The 14,699-nt window shown below is 66.2% G+C and carries 15 protein-coding genes; 10 read left to right on the top strand and 5 right to left on the bottom strand.

The window, feature by feature from the left end; translation table 11 throughout:
• Positions 1-68 precede the first annotated feature (68 nt).
• The 3 genes from argH (at position 69) to lysA (ending at position 3,139) form a co-directional block, all read left to right on the top strand.
• The gene (argH, locus tag RAD04_RS18415; protein WP_461624885.1) at positions 69-1,466 is read left to right on the top strand and encodes an argininosuccinate lyase; all 1,398 of its coding nucleotides are present in this window, start codon (positions 69-71) and stop codon (positions 1,464-1,466) included.
• A gap of 93 nt (positions 1,467-1,559) precedes the next feature.
• A complete protein-coding gene (lptM, locus tag RAD04_RS18410; RefSeq protein WP_038948523.1) occupies positions 1,560-1,850 on the top strand; it encodes an LPS translocon maturation chaperone LptM in 291 nt (96 codons plus the stop codon).
• 23 nt (positions 1,851-1,873) lie between these two features.
• Positions 1,874-3,139, top strand: a complete 1,266-nt coding sequence (lysA, locus tag RAD04_RS18405) for a diaminopimelate decarboxylase (protein ID WP_461624884.1) — start codon at positions 1,874-1,876, stop codon at positions 3,137-3,139.
• 103 nt (positions 3,140-3,242) lie between these two features.
• Here the strand turns inward: lysA and RAD04_RS18400 are convergent, their stop codons facing one another.
• Positions 3,243-4,133 (bottom strand): NAD(P)-dependent oxidoreductase, encoded by an 891-nt coding sequence (locus tag RAD04_RS18400; RefSeq protein ID WP_461624883.1) that lies wholly within the window; start codon positions 4,131-4,133, stop codon positions 3,243-3,245.
• Positions 4,134-4,250: 117 nt separating this feature from the next.
• Positions 4,251-4,634 carry a carboxymuconolactone decarboxylase family protein gene (locus RAD04_RS18395; protein WP_461624882.1) on the bottom strand — a complete coding sequence of 128 codons (384 nt, stop codon included), beginning with the start codon at positions 4,632-4,634 and terminating at the stop codon, positions 4,251-4,253.
• Between the two features lie 165 nt (positions 4,635-4,799).
• Between RAD04_RS18395 and RAD04_RS18390 the strand changes: the two genes are divergently transcribed.
• Complete coding sequence (locus tag RAD04_RS18390) at positions 4,800-6,749, top strand: TIGR02302 family protein (RefSeq protein ID WP_461624881.1); 1,950 nt, start codon at positions 4,800-4,802, stop codon at positions 6,747-6,749.
• Complete coding sequence (locus RAD04_RS18385; RefSeq protein ID WP_461624880.1) at positions 6,737-7,882, top strand: DUF4175 family protein; 1,146 nt, start codon at positions 6,737-6,739, stop codon at positions 7,880-7,882. Before RAD04_RS18390 ends, RAD04_RS18385 begins: the two co-directional genes overlap by 13 nt.
• A gap of 132 nt (positions 7,883-8,014) precedes the next feature.
• On the opposite strand, the gene RAD04_RS18380 is transcribed toward RAD04_RS18385, so the two are convergent.
• Positions 8,015-8,389, bottom strand: coding sequence for a response regulator (locus tag RAD04_RS18380; RefSeq protein WP_025033579.1), 375 nt, complete (start codon positions 8,387-8,389; stop codon positions 8,015-8,017).
• A gap of 41 nt (positions 8,390-8,430) precedes the next feature.
• On the bottom strand, positions 8,431-9,312 hold the full coding sequence (locus RAD04_RS18375) for an MJ0042-type zinc finger domain-containing protein (protein WP_461624879.1): 882 nt from the start codon (positions 9,310-9,312) through the stop codon (positions 8,431-8,433).
• A gap of 161 nt (positions 9,313-9,473) precedes the next feature.
• Here RAD04_RS18375 and ftsE point away from each other — a divergent pair, with 161 nt between their 5' ends.
• The 4 genes from ftsE to RAD04_RS18355 all read left to right on the top strand — a co-directional run bounded on the left by ftsE (position 9,474) and on the right by RAD04_RS18355 (position 12,698).
• Positions 9,474-10,133: a cell division ATP-binding protein FtsE gene (gene ftsE, locus RAD04_RS18370; protein ID WP_020508614.1), complete on the top strand. Its 660-nt coding sequence runs from the start codon at positions 9,474-9,476 to the stop codon at positions 10,131-10,133.
• Entirely contained in the window at positions 10,126-11,094 is a 969-nt protein-coding gene (locus RAD04_RS18365) for a cell division protein FtsX (protein WP_018316252.1), read from the top strand. The genes ftsE and RAD04_RS18365 overlap by 8 nt, the downstream gene beginning before the upstream one ends.
• A 102-nt stretch (positions 11,095-11,196) precedes the next feature.
• The gene (locus tag RAD04_RS18360; protein ID WP_461624878.1) at positions 11,197-11,901 is read left to right on the top strand and encodes a YdcF family protein; all 705 of its coding nucleotides are present in this window, start codon (positions 11,197-11,199) and stop codon (positions 11,899-11,901) included.
• Positions 11,902-11,924: 23 nt separating this feature from the next.
• Complete coding sequence (locus RAD04_RS18355) at positions 11,925-12,698, top strand: lysophospholipid acyltransferase family protein (RefSeq protein ID WP_461624877.1); 774 nt, start codon at positions 11,925-11,927, stop codon at positions 12,696-12,698.
• Here the strand turns inward: RAD04_RS18355 and RAD04_RS18350 are convergent.
• Entirely contained in the window at positions 12,695-13,303 is a 609-nt protein-coding gene (locus tag RAD04_RS18350) for a gamma-glutamylcyclotransferase (protein WP_461624876.1), read from the bottom strand. The genes RAD04_RS18355 and RAD04_RS18350 overlap by 4 nt on opposite strands.
• 110 nt (positions 13,304-13,413) lie before the next feature.
• On the opposite strand from RAD04_RS18350, the gene RAD04_RS18345 reads away from it, so the two are divergent.
• On the top strand, positions 13,414-14,601 hold the full coding sequence (locus RAD04_RS18345; protein ID WP_461624875.1) for a DUF2125 domain-containing protein: 1,188 nt from the start codon (positions 13,414-13,416) through the stop codon (positions 14,599-14,601).
• The last annotated feature ends 98 nt before the right edge of the window (positions 14,602-14,699 follow it).

Here is a 14,699-nt window from a genome sequence, read left to right as displayed (position 1 = left end):
AGGGGCCTCTTAATACGGCTGGCGGCGGCCAGCAAACGTGCGGCAAATCAAGGCGTGAGCAGGGGATCATGAGCAACAAGATGTGGGGCGGCCGGTTCTCGGAACGTCCCGACGAGATCATGGAAGAGATCAACGTCTCCATCGACGTCGATCGTCACCTCTTCGCCCAGGACATTGCCGCGTCCAAGGCCCACGCTGCGATGCTTGCCGCGAAGGGCATCATCACGGGCTCTGATGCGAAAAATATCGGCAAGGGTCTAGACACGATTTTGTCAGAGATCGGCAAGGGCGGCTTCGAGTTCAAGCGCGCGCTCGAGGACATTCACATGAATGTCGAGAGCCGCCTGTCCGAGCTGATCGGCCCCGCCGCCGGCCGCCTGCACACCGCGCGCTCGCGCAACGACCAGGTCGCGACCGATTTCCGTCTCTACGTCCGTGACATCATCGACGAGACCGACGCGGCGCTCGCCGCGTTCCAGGCCGCGCTGGTCAATCGCGCGCTGGAGCATGCCGCAACCGTGATGCCCGGCTTCACGCATCTGCAGACCGCGCAGCCCGTGACCTTCGGCCATCATCTGCTCGCCTATGTCGAGATGGCCGCGCGCGATCGCGGCCGTTTCCAGGATGCGCGCAAGCGGCTGAATGAATCCCCGCTCGGCGCTGCCGCACTGGCCGGCACCTCGTTCCCGATCGACCGTCACGCCACCGCGAAGGCGCTTGCCTTCGACCGCCCGATGGCGAACTCGCTAGACGCGGTCTCCGACCGCGACTTCGTGCTGGAGACATTGTCGGCCGCCTCGATCTGCGCCGTGCACATGTCGCGCTTTGCCGAGGAGATCGTGATCTGGACCTCGCCGCTGGTCGGCATGATCCGCCTCAGCGACAAGTTCACCACCGGCTCCTCCATCATGCCGCAGAAGCGCAATCCGGATGCCGCCGAGCTGGTGCGCGCCAAGACCGGCCGCGTCATCGGCGCGCTCAACGGTCTGTTGATCGTGATGAAGGGCCTGCCGCTCGCCTATCAAAAGGACATGCAGGAGGACAAGCAGGGCGCCATGGAGGGCTTTGCCGCGCTGTCGCTCGCAATCCGCGCCATGACCGGCATGGTCCGCGACCTCGTGCCTGATGAAGCCAGGATGAAGGCCGCCGCAGGCGAGGGCTATTCCACCGCGACCGACCTTGCCGACTGGCTGGTGCGGACATTGAAAATGCCGTTCCGCGACGCCCATCACGTCACCGGCCGCATCGTCGCCAAGGCCGCCGAGGGCGGCGTCGCCCTGCACGAGCTGCCGCTCAAGGAGATGCAGGCGATCGAGCCAAAAATCACCAAGGACGTGCTCGGCGTGCTCTCGGTCGAATCGTCGGTGAAGAGCCGCACCAGCTTCGGCGGCACCGCGCCGAAGAACGTGGCGTCGCAGGCCAAGGCCTGGGCGAAGCGGCTGGAAAAAGAGCGAAAATTGGGCTGAGGGCAAAATTTCGCTTATGTTTCATGGTCATCCGGCTCTCGCCAGAGCGCGCTTATCTCTGTATGGTGCGCCCCGCGTAGTGGGGATTTCGTCGTGACGTCAAAGTTTCGCCCGGCCGGCTCGGGGTGGGCCATCATTGTCTTGAGCCTGACGGCGCTTGCGCTTGCCGGCTGCGGCCGCAAGGGCCCGCTGGATTTGCCGCCGACCGCCAACGCGCCCACGGCCAACGGTGCTGCGCCAACCGACACCGAGACTGAGGCCCAGAGGACGCCGAGCGTGTTCAATCCCACCTACGGTGCGGATGCCGCGCCCGCGGCGGCCAAGGGCAGGAAGAAACCGTTCATTCTCGATCCGCTCCTGGACGAACCTCCCGGCAAGAAATAAGCCGGGACAACCGAGCCTGCGTCATGAACCATTTCGACTATCGCAACGGCGTGCTGCACGCCGAGGCGGTGAACCTGTCCGAGCTGGCCGCAACCATCGGCACGCCGTTCTATTGCTATTCGACCGCGACGCTGGAGCGGCACTACCGCGTCTTCACCGAGGCTTTCGCCGGCGAGAAGGTGCTGGTCTGCTACGCCATGAAGGCGAACTCCAACCAGTCGGTGCTGCGCACGCTGGCTAAGCTCGGCGCCGGCGCCGACGTGGTCTCCGGCGGCGAGTTGAAGCGCGCGCTGGCCGCCGGCATTCCGCCGAACAAGATCCTGTTCTCCGGTGTCGGCAAGACCGAACAAGAGCTGCGCGCCGCGCTCGCCGCCGACATCCTCTGTCTCAACGTCGAATCCGAGCCCGAGCTCGAGCTGCTGTCGCGCCTTGCGACCGAGACGGGCAAGACCGCGCGCATCTCGCTCCGTGTCAATCCCGATGTCGACGCCGGCACCCACGCCAAGATTTCCACCGGCAAGTCCGAGAACAAGTTCGGCATCCCGATCGTGCATGCGCGAGAGGTCTATGCCCGCGCCGCGAAACTCCCGGGCATCGAGGTAACAGGCACCGACGTGCATATCGGCAGCCAGATCACCGATCTCTCCGGCATGGAGATCGCCTTCCGCATCCTCTCCGAATTCGTGCAGACGCTGCGCGCCGACGGCCACAACATCTCCCATGTCGATTTCGGCGGCGGCCTCGGCATTCCCTATTACATGGACCGCGAGGCGCCGCCGGCGCCGGCGGCCTATGCCGCCATGGTCAAGCGCGTCAGCCACAATCTCGGCTGTACGCTGATGTTCGAGCCGGGCCGCATGATCGTCGGCAATGCCGGCATCCTGGTCGCCAAGGTGATCTATGTGAAGCATGGCGACGGCAAGAATTTCGTCATCATCGACGCCGCCATGAACGACCTCATCCGCCCGACGCTGTACGAGGCGCATCACGACATCCTGCCGGTGACGCAGCCCGCCCCGGGCGCGGCCACCATCATGGCCGACGTCGTCGGCCCGGTCTGCGAGACCGGCGACTATCTCGCGCTCGACCGCACGCTGCCGACGCCCAAGCCCGGTGATCTCCTCGCGATCATGACCGCCGGCGCCTACGGCGCGGTGCAGGCCGGCACGTACAACACCAGGCCGCTGGTGCCGGAGGTGCTGGTGAAGGACGATCAGTCCGCCGTGGTCCGTCCGCGCATCGAGGTCGAGCAGCTGATCGCGATGGATACGCCCGCGCCGTGGCTGTGAGGCGGTGATCGTAGCCCGGATGGAGCGCAGCGAAATCCGGGTTCTCGCCGAGCCGTAACAACCCCGGATTACGCTGCGCTCCATCCGGGCTACGGGTTTGGCGTTATTTTTTTTCGCCCACCACCACCCCCGCCTTCTTCTCGATCGGCTTGATCGCCGCGGTGAAATCGGACTCGGCGCCTTCCGCGCTGATCACGGTCTCCCACAACCGCCCGACCGCGTCCGCGACCTCCATCGACAGGCCGAGCTGCTTCATCTCCTCCAGCGCCAGCCGCACGTCCTTCACCATCAGTCCCGCGGCAAAGCCGAAATCGAAGCTGCGCGGCAGCACCGAGCGTGGAAACTTGTCGCGGCTCGCGGTGTTCATGCCGGATCCGGCATTGATGACGTCGATCATGACGGCGGGATCAAGCCCGGCTTTCACGCCCATCACGACCGCTTCCGACGTCGCCACGATCGCGGTGGCCGACAGGAAATTGTTGGCGAGCTTCATGGTCTGCGCGGCGCCGGGCTTCTCGCCGATGAAGAACACCTTTCCGATCACGTCGAGCGCGGGCTTGAGCAGCTCGAATTCCGCTCTCGGCCCAGAGACCATCACCGCCAGCGTGCCCTTCTCGGCGCCGCCGACGCCGCCGGAGACGGGGCAGTCGATCTGCACGATGTTGCGCTTGGCGAGCAGGTCGTGAATTGTCACGGCCATCGCCGAGCCGACGGTGGAGAGGTCGATGAAGCGTTTTGCGCGGCTGCCCTCGATGACGCCGTTCGCTCCCGTTGCGACTTCGAGCGAGGCTTGCAGCGAGGGCAGGCTTGCCATCACGGTCTCGACCTGATCGGCGACGTCCTTCGGCGATGTCGCCGCCGTCGCGCCGAGCGCTGTGAGCTTATCCGTGACCTCCTTGCGCGTGTCGAACACGACGAGCTTGTGTCCCGCCTCGATCAGCCGCCGTGCCATCGGGAAACCCATGTTTCCGAGCCCGATGAATCCAATGTCCATGGTGTTGTTTCCTCTTCCTCGTCACTGCGAGGAGCGAAGCGACGGGGCAATCCGGAATGTTTCCGCGGAGGGGTTTCTGGATTGCTTCGCTTCGCTCGCAATAGCGGTTGGTTTAGCTCACGCCTTGCCGTCGATCTCCGCAAACACCTCGCGCGCGATGCGGAAGCTGTCGACTGCGGCGGGCATGCCGCCATAGATCGCGACCTGCATCAGGATCTCGCGGATCTCCTCGCGGCTGACGCCATTGGTGAGCGCGCCCTTCAGATGCGCGCGAAATTCGTGCTGGCGGTTGAGGATCGCGATCATGGCGATGTTGAGCATGCTGCGGGTCTTGCGCGGCAGCTCCTCGCGGCCCCACACCGTGCCCCAGCAATATTCGTTCAGCATCTCCTGGAACGGGCGGTTGAAATCGTCGACGTTCTTCAGGGCGTTGTTGACATAGGTCTCGCCCAGCACCGCTTTGCGGACTTCCAGGCCCTTGTCGTGCATCTTCTTGTCCATGGCGTTTCCTCTCATCTCCCTCGGGGCGGCGCGGAAATTACGGGGTTGCCGCGGGCCAGTCACGTCCTCGTGTTATGCGGGAAAAGGGGTGTCTCCCGTACCGGAACGGATGCCTCAGTGCTGCCGTTGTGATAGGCTTCTCTACCGGGCAACCTGGAGAGTTGATTGAACGGCGTCACCCCCGACCCGTCAGACCCGATCCGCAACAGCGATGCTCTGTCGCGGCTGAAGCTGGCGCAGGCCCTCGATCGGGCCATTTATGCCATCGCGTGGGAGCGTGCCTGGCCGAATTTGGCGCGGCTTCTGACCGTCGTCGGCCTGTTCCTGGTGGTGTCCTGGGCCGGCCTCTGGCTGGCGCTGCCGTTCGTTGCCCGTGCCATCGGTCTCGTCGTTTTCGCCGGCATCGCAATTGCGGTCCTGTTTCCCTTGATTCGCTTCCGCTGGCCGAGCCGCGAGCAGGCCCTCAGCCGGCTCGATCGTGGCTCCGGCATCCGTCACCGGCCGGCCACGACGCTGACGGACACGTTGTCCTCGCAGGACCCGGTCGCACAGGCGCTGTGGCAGGCGCAGCGCGAGCGTACGCTGGCCTCGCTCAAGCGCATCCGCGCCGGCCTGCCCCATCCGCGGCTCGCGCTGCATGATCCCTGGGCGCTGCGCGCGCTGGTCATGGTGATGCTGGTCGCGACCTTCTTCGCCGCCGGCGACGAGCGCGCGATGCGGCTCGGGGCCGCCTTCGACTGGAACGGCGTGCTGGCGCCGGCGAATGTTCGCGTCGATGCCTGGGTCACTCCGCCGCTCTACACCGGCAAGCCGCCGGTCATCCTGTCGGCCGCCAACAAGGAGGCCGCGGCGCTGCCCGCCGCCGGGCCGCTTGCCGTTCCCGCCGGCTCGACCCTGATCGTGCGCTCCTCCGGCGGCAGCCTGGATGTCGTCGTCTCCGGCGGCCTCAAGGAGGTCGCTCCCGCGGAAGCCGCGCCCAAGGGCACCAACGAGAAGCATTTCACCATCACCGCAGATGGTACCGCGCATGTCCGCGCGCCCTCCGGCCAGCCGCAATGGGCGTTTGCGGCCACGCCGGACCGCGCGCCGACGATCGCGCTCGCCAAGGATCCCGAGCGCCAGGCGCGCGGCGGGCTCCAGCTCTCCTACAAGATCGAGGACGATTACGGCGTGACCGGCGCGGATGCCCACATTGCCCTGCGCCCCGCCGACGCCAAGGATGGTAGCAAGGATGGCAGCAAGGATTCCGACGGCAAGGCCGCGGCGCGTCCGCTGTTCCAGCCGCCGCAATTCCCGCTCGTGCTGCCAAACGCGCGCACCCGCAACGGTGTCGGCCAGACCGTGAAGGACCTCAGCGAGGACCCCTATGCCGGCGCCGACGTCACGCTGACGCTCACCGCCAAGGACGAGGCCGGCAACGAGGCCAGGAGCGAACCATTCAACATGCGCTTGCCCGAGCGCCTGTTCACCAACTCGCTCGCGCGCGCGCTGATCGAGCAGCGCCGCATCCTCGCGCTTGACGCCAACAGGAATTCCGACGTCTACACTGCCCTCGACGCGTTGATGATCGCACCCGAATTGTTCACGCCGGATGCCGGCTGTTATCTCGGCCTCCGGAGTCTGGCGAGCCAGCTCGAGGCTGCCCGCACCGACGATGCGCTGCGCAACGTGGTGGCGAGCATGTGGGCCTTCGCGACGACCATCGAGGACGACGGCGTCGCGGGAAGCGTCAACGCCGCGCTGCGCTCGGCGCAGGATGCGCTCAAGGCGGCGCTGGACCGCGGCGCCAGCGAGGACGAGCTCAGGGTGCTGACGCAGAAGCTGCGCGAGGCCATGGCCGGCAAGGTGCGCGATCTCGCCCGCCGCGCCGAGCAGAATCCGCTCGGCGCCCGGCAGCCGTTCCCGGCGGAGGTCCAGCTCATCCTCGACAAGGCAGTCGAGCTGCGACAAAAGACCCAGCACGCGACGCCCGAGCAGCTCGCCGAGCTGGCGCAGCAGCAGGACGTCTTGCGCGAGCAGCTTCAGGCCTATCGCAAGTCGGCGAACAACCGTGCCAACAAGGCGGGGGACGACAGGACCAACCAGTTTACGCGGGACCGGAAATGCGGAAGCTAGCACCCGTGCCAGTCTTGAAGGCGATGTCGATCGCCTGCCTCGCCATGCTGTTGGGCGGTGTCTCGCCGGCCGCGGCTCAGCTGGATCAGGATCCCGATGCGCTGCTCGACAGCGCGGAAAAGGCGATGCAGGAATCCGGCGACAGCCTCAGGCAGAAGGAATCCGGGAAGAGCCTGAACAACCAGTCCGACGCCATTCAGAAGCTCGAGGAGTACAAGCGCGCCACGGAAAGAAGCCAGTCCTCCAATCGCGATCGTTCCGTCATCACGCAGCGCGATCTGGACGACCTGCTGCGGCAGATCGAGAAGGCGGCGCGCGAGGGCAATAAAGAGGCGGCCCAGCGCATGCTCGAGCAGCTCGCGCAGATCATGGAAAATCTCCAGATGGCGCAGCCCGGGCAATCCGGTGAGAGCGAGATGGAGCAGGCGCTCAACGAGCTCAGCGACATGATCCGCAAGCAGCAGCAATTGCGCGACAAGACTTTCAAGCAGGGCCAGGATTCCCGGCGTGACCGTTCGCGCGGCAAGCAGCAGGGCGACCAGTCGATGTCGGACCTGCAGCAGGATCAGCAGTCGCTGCGCGACCGCCTGAAGAAGCTGCAGGACGAGCTCGCCAAGCGCGGCCTCGCGCAGAAGGGACAGAAAGGCCAGAAGGGTCAGCAGGGTCAGAAAGGCCAGCAGGGCGATCCGGGCCAGAGCGGCGATCAGGACGGCGACCAGGGCGATGATGATGGCAGCCTCGATGCCGCCGACGGTGCCATGGGCGATGCCGGCTCGAAGCTCGGCGAAGGCAATGCCGATGGCGCCGTGGACTCCCAGGGCAAGGCCCTCGACGCGATGCGCAAGGGCGCGCAGAAGATGGCCGAGGCGATGCAGCAGGGCGATGGCGACGGGCAGGGCGATGGTCCCGGCAATCGGGCCGGCCGTCAGCAGAGCGGCGGCAATCAGACCGATCCGCTCGGGCGCCCGCTTCACGGCCGCGATCTCAGCGACGACTACACCGTCAAGATCCCGGGCGAGATCGACGCCCAGCGCGTTCGCCGCATCCTCGAAGAGCTCCGCCGCCGCCTCGGCGACAGCTCGCGTCCGCAGATCGAGCTCGATTACATCGAGCGGCTGCTGAAGGATTTTTGAGGCCCCACTGTCATCGCCCGGCGAAGACCGGGCGATCCAGTATTCCAGAGACAGCAGTGATTGAACCGAGAGGCCGCGGCGTACTGGATGCCCCGGTCAAGGCATGACGGTGGAATGTGTGGCTGTCGCCCGCTACCCCTTCTTCGCCGCCAGCGCGTCCGCCACGGCGGTGCGGATGTCGGCGACCGAGAACGGTTTTGTCACGACGTCGTGCACCAGCGCATTGAGGTTCGAGGCGCGCTCGCGCTGGTCGGCAAAGCCGGTCATCAGCAAGATGGTCAAATCGGGAAAATCGCGCGCGGCGGAGAGCGCCAGCGCGATGCCGTCCATCACGGGCATCTGGATGTCGGTGAGCAGAAGGTCGAAGGCGCCATCCTCGCGGGTCAGGATCTCCAGCGCCTCGGCGCCGTCCTGCGCGGTGACCGTTTCGTGCCCGTCCATGGCGATGGCGCGCGCCACCAGCGTGCGCATCGAATCTTCGTCATCGGCGATCAAGATCTTCGGCATGGGACCAACTTTCGAACCAACCTCGGTACCGGGCGGCGCGATCATACGCTGCCGCCGGCAATGTCGCGCCGGTTGAAGAAGCGAACGTCGATATTGCGGCCTTCCGGCGGCGGCGAGGCCAGGCGGGAGCGGAAGAAGGCGCGCTCGCCGGGCCGCAGCACGGTCTGCTCCAGCACCGTATTCCAGGCGTAGATCTCCGCGCCTTGCCCGTCGCGGACGGCGAAGCGCAGCCGCGGAATGTCGAGCGGCTTCTTGCCCTCGCCGACGATCACACCCTCGATCACCAGCACCTGCTTACCGTCAACGGTCTCGCTGGACAGCTTCACGTCCTTGAAGGCGAGGCCCCGCAGGTTCACCTCGAGCCCGACCATCTTGTAGAAAGCGGCGGTCTGCGGCAGCAGCCGCACCATGTCGCCGCGCCAGATCACCAGCGCCAGCACCAGCGCGCCCATGGCAGCGCAGGCGGTCGGCAGGCCGAAATGAGATTTTTTGGGCGACGCAGTCGCGACCGGACGGCTCACCCGCGCGCCGCGGCGGGGGAACAGACCGCGGAACCAGGACTGGTGCTGCGCGCCGACGACCTCCTCCTCGGCCTCCCGGGCCGCCGCGGACCACTCGTCCTCGATTTCCTTGGAGGCCTCTTCGTCGGGCCAGTCGCTGGCAATCGATGGGCTGTCGACGACGGGCGCATCCGTGGCGCCGTCGTCCTTGGCATAGGAGTTCCACTGCTCGGCGAGGTCGGTCTGGTCGTCGGCCTGGCTGGCGGCGGCCATGGCCGGGACGGATGCCTCCTCGATGGCATCCTCGGCATGGGCGATCCAGGTCTCCTTGCAGCGGGAACAGCGGACCGCCCGTCCGTTCGCCCCAAGGCTCGCGAGCTTGATGGCGTAGGATGTCATACAATGGGGGCAGACGATATGCATGGACGGGCCTCGACGATGACCCAGTCGCGCCGAACCGGGCAGCCTGGATGCTACAAGGCGACCGTTAACGAACCGGAAACCATAACGGCGGCAAAACCCGTTGGTCGCATATGGCGGAGCGCAGCAGTGCGACCCGCGTCCCCTCTCGAACGGAGCTGAGCTTGGTTCGGTTCGAAAATGTCGGATTGCGTTACGGTCTGGGGCCGGAGATCCTGCGCGACCTCAGCTTCCAGATCCCGGCGCATTCGTTCCAGTTTCTCACCGGCCCCTCGGGTGCCGGCAAGACCTCGCTGCTGCGCCTGTTGTTCCTGTCGCACCGACCGACGCGGGGACTCGTCAATCTGTTCGGCCACGACATCTCGCGTCTCGGCAAGGACGAGATCGCCGATCTGCGCAAGCGCATCGGCATCGTGCTGCAGGATTTCCGCCTGCTCGATCACATGACGACCTATGAGAACGTCGCGCTGCCGTTCCGCGTCATGGGCCGCAGCGAGTCGAGCTACCGCAAGGAGGTGATCGACTTGCTGCGCTGGGTCGGGCTTGGCGACCGCATGGACGCGCTGCCGCCGATCCTGTCGGGCGGCGAGAAGCAGCGCGCGGCGATCGCGCGCGCCGTGATCTCGCGGCCGCAACTGCTGCTCGCGGACGAGCCGACCGGCAGCGTCGACCCGACGCTCGGACGCCGCCTGCTGCGGCTTTTCATCGAACTCAACAAATCAGGCACCGCCGTCATCATCGCGACCCACGACATCGGCCTGATGGACCAGTACGAGGCCCGGCGGCTGGTGCTGCACCAGGGACGGTTGCACGTCTATGAGTAGGACCGACGAGCGCGGCGTGTTGGTCGACCTCGGACAGGAGCGTCCGCAGCTTCCGGCCAACGCGCGCAACATGTCGCCGATCGTGCCGCGCGCCTCGATCCAGGGCCGCGCGCTGGTCGCCGTCGTCGCCATCATGACCTTCCTGGCGTCGATGACCACGGGCACGGTGCTATTGGTGAGCGCCTCCGCCGCGGAATGGCAGTCGGACGTCGCCAGCGAAATCACCATCCAGGTTCGCCCGCAGGCCGGCCGCGATCTCGAACGCGACACCGCGGCGGTGACGGAGGCGATGCGCGCGCAAGCCGGCGTCGTCGAGGTCAAGCCGTTCACCCGGGAGGAGAGCGGCAAGCTGCTCGAGCCCTGGCTCGGCACCGGCCTGTCGATGGACGACCTGCCGGTGCCGCGCATGATCATCGCGCGTGTGCAACCCGGCACGCTGCTCGATCTCGGCGCCTTGCGCGCGCGTGTGACCCAGGTCGCGCCAAGTGCCAGCGTCGACGATCACCGCGCCTGGATCGAGCGGATGCGCTCGATGACCAACGCCACCGTGCTCGCCGGCCTCGGCATCCTCGCGCTGGTCATCATCGCCACCATCATCTCGGTCTCGTTCGCGACCCGTGGCGCCATGGCGGCGAACCGTCCGATCGTCGAGGTGCTGCATTTCGTCGGCGCCGGCGACCGCTACATCGCCAATCACTTCCTGCGTCATTTCCTGAGGCTCGGCCTCGAGGGCGGCGTGATCGGCGGCGGCGCCGCCATGCTGGTGTTCGGCTTCTCCGAGTCGATCGCCGGCTGGTTTTCCGGTACCCCCGTCGGCGACCAGTTCGCGGCGCTGCTCGGCACCTTCTCGCTGCGGCCGTCCGGCTACATCGTGCTCGCGGCCCAGGCCGTGCTGATCGGCGCCATCACCGCGGTGGCCTCACGCCAGACCCTGTTTGCGACGTTGAACGATGTGGATTGAGTTCTTTCTTCCGTTCTCCCGCAGGAGAGGGCGAAGAAACCGGACTCCACTTCGCCTCAAAACCTTTTAAAATCACCTCAGGGAAGGGATCACCGACACTATATGACCTCGCCGACCGACGATCGATCGCCGAACCTGCCGCGCGGCTGGCTGCGCGCGGCCGTGGTGTCGACGATTGCGCTCGCCTTCGTCGGCGCGGCGGCGGGCTTCATCGCGTTCCTGTCGCAATTGCGCGGCGCCGAGATCGCCCCAAGCCGCAAGGCAGACGGCATCGTGGTCCTGACCGGCGGCTCCTCGCGGGTGTCCGACGCGATGGAGCTGCTCGCTGCCGGCTACGGCAGACGGCTCCTGATCTCCGGCGTGCACCCGACGTCGACGGCGAACGACATCTCCCGGACCCTGCCGGAGAACCAGTCCTTCATGACCTGTTGTGTCGATCTCGACCGTACCGCGCTTTCGACCCGCGGCAATGCGGCGGAGGCGCGGCGCTGGGCCGACGGCCGCCGGTTCAAGTCGCTGATCGTGGTCACCTCGAACTATCACATGCCGCGCGCGCTGGTGGAATTCTCGCATGCGATGCCGCAGACGACGTTGATCCCATTCGCAGTGGTCGGCGACAAATGGCGCGAGGAGCCGTGGTGGACCTCGGCGTCTACCTTGCGGCTGCTGCTGTCGGAATATGTCAAGTACGTCGCGGCCGAGCTCAGGGTGCGGCTGGAGGATTTCGGGATTGACCTTTCGCCCGAGATGTCGGAGCAGCCTGCAGGTCATCAGCCAAAGCGGCCCGCCACCGCCCAAGCCAATTGATCGGCAAAATAATCGGATCGTCGATGTTCCTGATTTTCGTGCGCTCGCTCGTGTTCAACGTGCTGTTCTACGCCGTGCTGGTCTGCCTCGCGATCGTGGCGCTGCCGACCTTCGCATTGCCGCCGCGCGCCATGCTGACGGTCGCGCAATGGTGGGCCAAGGCGACGCTGGTCCTGATGCGCGTGGTCTGCAACATCAAGGTCGAATTCCGCGGTGTCGAGAACATCCCGCAGGGGCCGCTGGTGATCGTGGCGAAGCATCAGTCGTTCTGGGAGACGTTCGTTCTGCCCGGTTTCTTCAATCGTCCGATCTTCATCCTCAAGCGTCAGCTCATGCAGATCCCGGTGTTCGGCCAGTTTCTGGTCAAGACCGGGATGATCGCGATCGACCGCAAGGCCGGCGTGAAGGCGCTCTTGGACATGACGCGGCGGGCGCGCGAGGCGGTGCGCTCGGGCAGGCAGCTCGTCATCTTTCCGGAAGGCACGCGCCGCGCGCCGGGCGCGCCGCCCGACTACAAGACCGGCTTTGCGCAGATCTATTCGTCCTGCGGCGTGCCGTGTCTGCCGATCGCGCTCAACTCCGGCCTGTTCTGGCCGCGGCGCACCTTCATGCGCTATCCCGGCACGCTCGTGGTGGAATTCCTCGATCCGTTGCCATCAGGCCTGCCGAAGGATGAGTTTCTCTCCCGTGTGCAAACGGCCATCGAAGAGGCAACGAGCCGCCTCGTCGAAGCCGGCCGCAAGGAGCAGGAGCAATTGATCGGCGCCTCGCCGAGTTACGCGCCGTCGGAGAACTAGCGGATCTCTCGATCGTCGGGAGCCGGCGGGTGCAGGGAATGCGCCTCCCCATGCAGCATAGTCGCAAGCTGATGCAATTGCGTATCGCGAAAGCCTTCGGCCTCGATCGCCTTCACCGTCGCGGTGACATAGTCGCGATTGGCGCCAGACTGGCCGTGGCCCTGAACGACATGGCGGTGCTGCTCGACAAGCGACAGACGGCCGGCATATTGCACATGGCCGCGGTCGACGACATAGGCGAGCGCGGAGACGCGCTGGCTCGCATCGTTCTCCAGCCAGACCGAGCGCATCACCTCGCGATAGACCGAGGTCACCTGCTCGCGTGCCCGCAAGTAAGCGACGACCTCAGTGCGGTTCTTTTCGGCGACGCGAAAGGCGATGCCGCGGCAGGCGCCGCCGCGGTCGAGCCCGAGCACCAGGCCCGGCTTCTCCGGCGTGCCGCGATGGACGAAGGAATAGACGCAGAGCGCCCGGTGCTCGCCGACCAGCCGCGCCGGGAGGCGCTCCTCGAAATCGAATCCCGGACGCCACATCAGCGAACCATAGCCGAACACCCAGAGGTCGCCCGTGGCTGTGGTGACGGAGGGGAGGGTGATTTCGGACATTTCGGGCACGGCTACCAGAACCGCGCCCCCAAAAGAAGCGAATTCTCCGCCTTTCGTCGGGGGCTGGCCTCGCTTACATTTGCCAAAATCTGGGACCAAAGGGTCGCCGCATGTCCAATATGACCGTTGCCGCAGGCCACCGCCGCTCCCGTTGGGGCCTTTTCATCGCCCCCGTCCTCGTCCTGATCCTCGCCGTTGCCTGGAGCTGCTTCTGGTTCTACGCGGCCTCGCAGGCCGAAGTGGCCGCAGACGCCTGGCGGGCGCAGGAGGCTAAATCCGGCCGCATCTATGATTGCGCCAAGCGCTCGATCGCCGGCTTCCCGTTCCGCTTCGAGGTCCAGTGCTCCGGCGCCAGCGTGGCCCTGGTCTCGCAGAATGCCAGCAAGACGCCGTTCACGGCCAAGCTCGACAACATCCTGGTCGTTGCGCAGGTGTACGATCCCAAGCTCGTCATCGCCGAATTCTCCGCGCCGGCGACACTGACCGACGGCGTCACGCAAAACACCTTCGTGGTGAACTGGAGCAAGGGCCGCAGCAGCGTGGTCGGCCTGCCCTCCGTGCCGGACCGTGCCTCCATCGTGTTCGACGATCCCAACATCAATCGTCTCGACGGCAGCATGCAGGTGCCGCTCGCGCGCGCCAAGCAGGTCGAGCTGCACGGACGCCTCGCGGACGGATCGCCGGCCGAACACCCTGTGATCGAGACCGTGCTCCATGTCGCGCAGGGCAGCATCCAGGGCGTTCATCCCTTGCTCGCCGAGCCGTTCGAGGCGGACACACGCGCCAAGATCACGGGCCTGTCCGACCTGACGCCAAAACCCTGGCCGCAGCGCTTCCGCGAGATCCAGGCCGCCGGCGGTCATATCGAGATCGTGCAGTCGCGGATCCAGCAGGGTGAGATGATCGCGGTTGCGGCCGGCACGCTCGCCCTCTCGGCCAACGGCCGGCTCGACGGCGAATTGCAGATGACGGTGACGGGCCTCGAGCGCGTGATCCCGGCGCTCGGCATCGAGAAGATGCTGGAGGAGGGCGTGCCGCAGGCCACGCTCGATCGCGTCGCGCCCGGCATGAAGTCGCAGGACCTCAACAATCTGTTCGGCGCGCTCGATCGCGCCGTTCCCGGCCTCGGCAAGGTCATCAAGCAGAACGCCAATGCCGGCGTTGCCGCCGGCATCAATTCGATCGGCACCGAGAGCACGCTGGAAGGCAAGAAGGCGAGGAGCTTCCCGCTGAAGTTCGTCGACGGCGCCGTGCTGCTCGGCCCGGTCAAGGTCGGCCAGATCCCGCCGCTGTATTAGGTGGCGTAGCTGCCGTAGCCCGGATGGAGCGAAGCGCAATCCGGGACGGTGCCAGCCGCGATCAAGAATCTCGGATTACGCTTGCGCTCCATCCGGGC

Source organism: Bradyrhizobium sp. 25ACV (genome assembly GCF_054863005.1).
This window is presented reverse-complemented; position numbering and strand designations above follow the sequence as displayed.

What these genes read in the sequence shown, in the direction of transcription:
- RAD04_RS18355 (WP_461624877.1), top strand. Translation starts at nt 11,925, where the DNA reads ATGTTCCTGATTTTCGTGCGCTCGCTCGTGTTCAACGTGCTGTTCTAC.
- RAD04_RS18345 (WP_461624875.1), top strand. Translation starts at nt 13,414, where the DNA reads ATGTCCAATATGACCGTTGCCGCAGGCCACCGCCGCTCCCGTTGGGGC.
- RAD04_RS18395 (WP_461624882.1), bottom strand. Translation starts at nt 4,634, where the DNA reads ATGGACAAGAAGATGCACGACAAGGGCCTGGAAGTCCGCAAAGCGGTG.
- lysA (WP_461624884.1), top strand. Translation starts at nt 1,874, where the DNA reads ATGAACCATTTCGACTATCGCAACGGCGTGCTGCACGCCGAGGCGGTG.
- RAD04_RS18365 (WP_018316252.1), top strand. Translation starts at nt 10,126, where the DNA reads ATGAGTAGGACCGACGAGCGCGGCGTGTTGGTCGACCTCGGACAGGAG.
- RAD04_RS18380 (WP_025033579.1), bottom strand. Translation starts at nt 8,389, where the DNA reads ATGCCGAAGATCTTGATCGCCGATGACGAAGATTCGATGCGCACGCTG.
- RAD04_RS18350 (WP_461624876.1), bottom strand. Translation starts at nt 13,303, where the DNA reads ATGTCCGAAATCACCCTCCCCTCCGTCACCACAGCCACGGGCGACCTC.
- argH (WP_461624885.1), top strand. Translation starts at nt 69, where the DNA reads ATGAGCAACAAGATGTGGGGCGGCCGGTTCTCGGAACGTCCCGACGAG.
- RAD04_RS18375 (WP_461624879.1), bottom strand. Translation starts at nt 9,312, where the DNA reads ATGCATATCGTCTGCCCCCATTGTATGACATCCTACGCCATCAAGCTC.
- RAD04_RS18360 (WP_461624878.1), top strand. Translation starts at nt 11,197, where the DNA reads ATGACCTCGCCGACCGACGATCGATCGCCGAACCTGCCGCGCGGCTGG.
- RAD04_RS18400 (WP_461624883.1), bottom strand. Translation starts at nt 4,133, where the DNA reads ATGGACATTGGATTCATCGGGCTCGGAAACATGGGTTTCCCGATGGCA.
- RAD04_RS18385 (WP_461624880.1), top strand. Translation starts at nt 6,737, where the DNA reads ATGCGGAAGCTAGCACCCGTGCCAGTCTTGAAGGCGATGTCGATCGCC.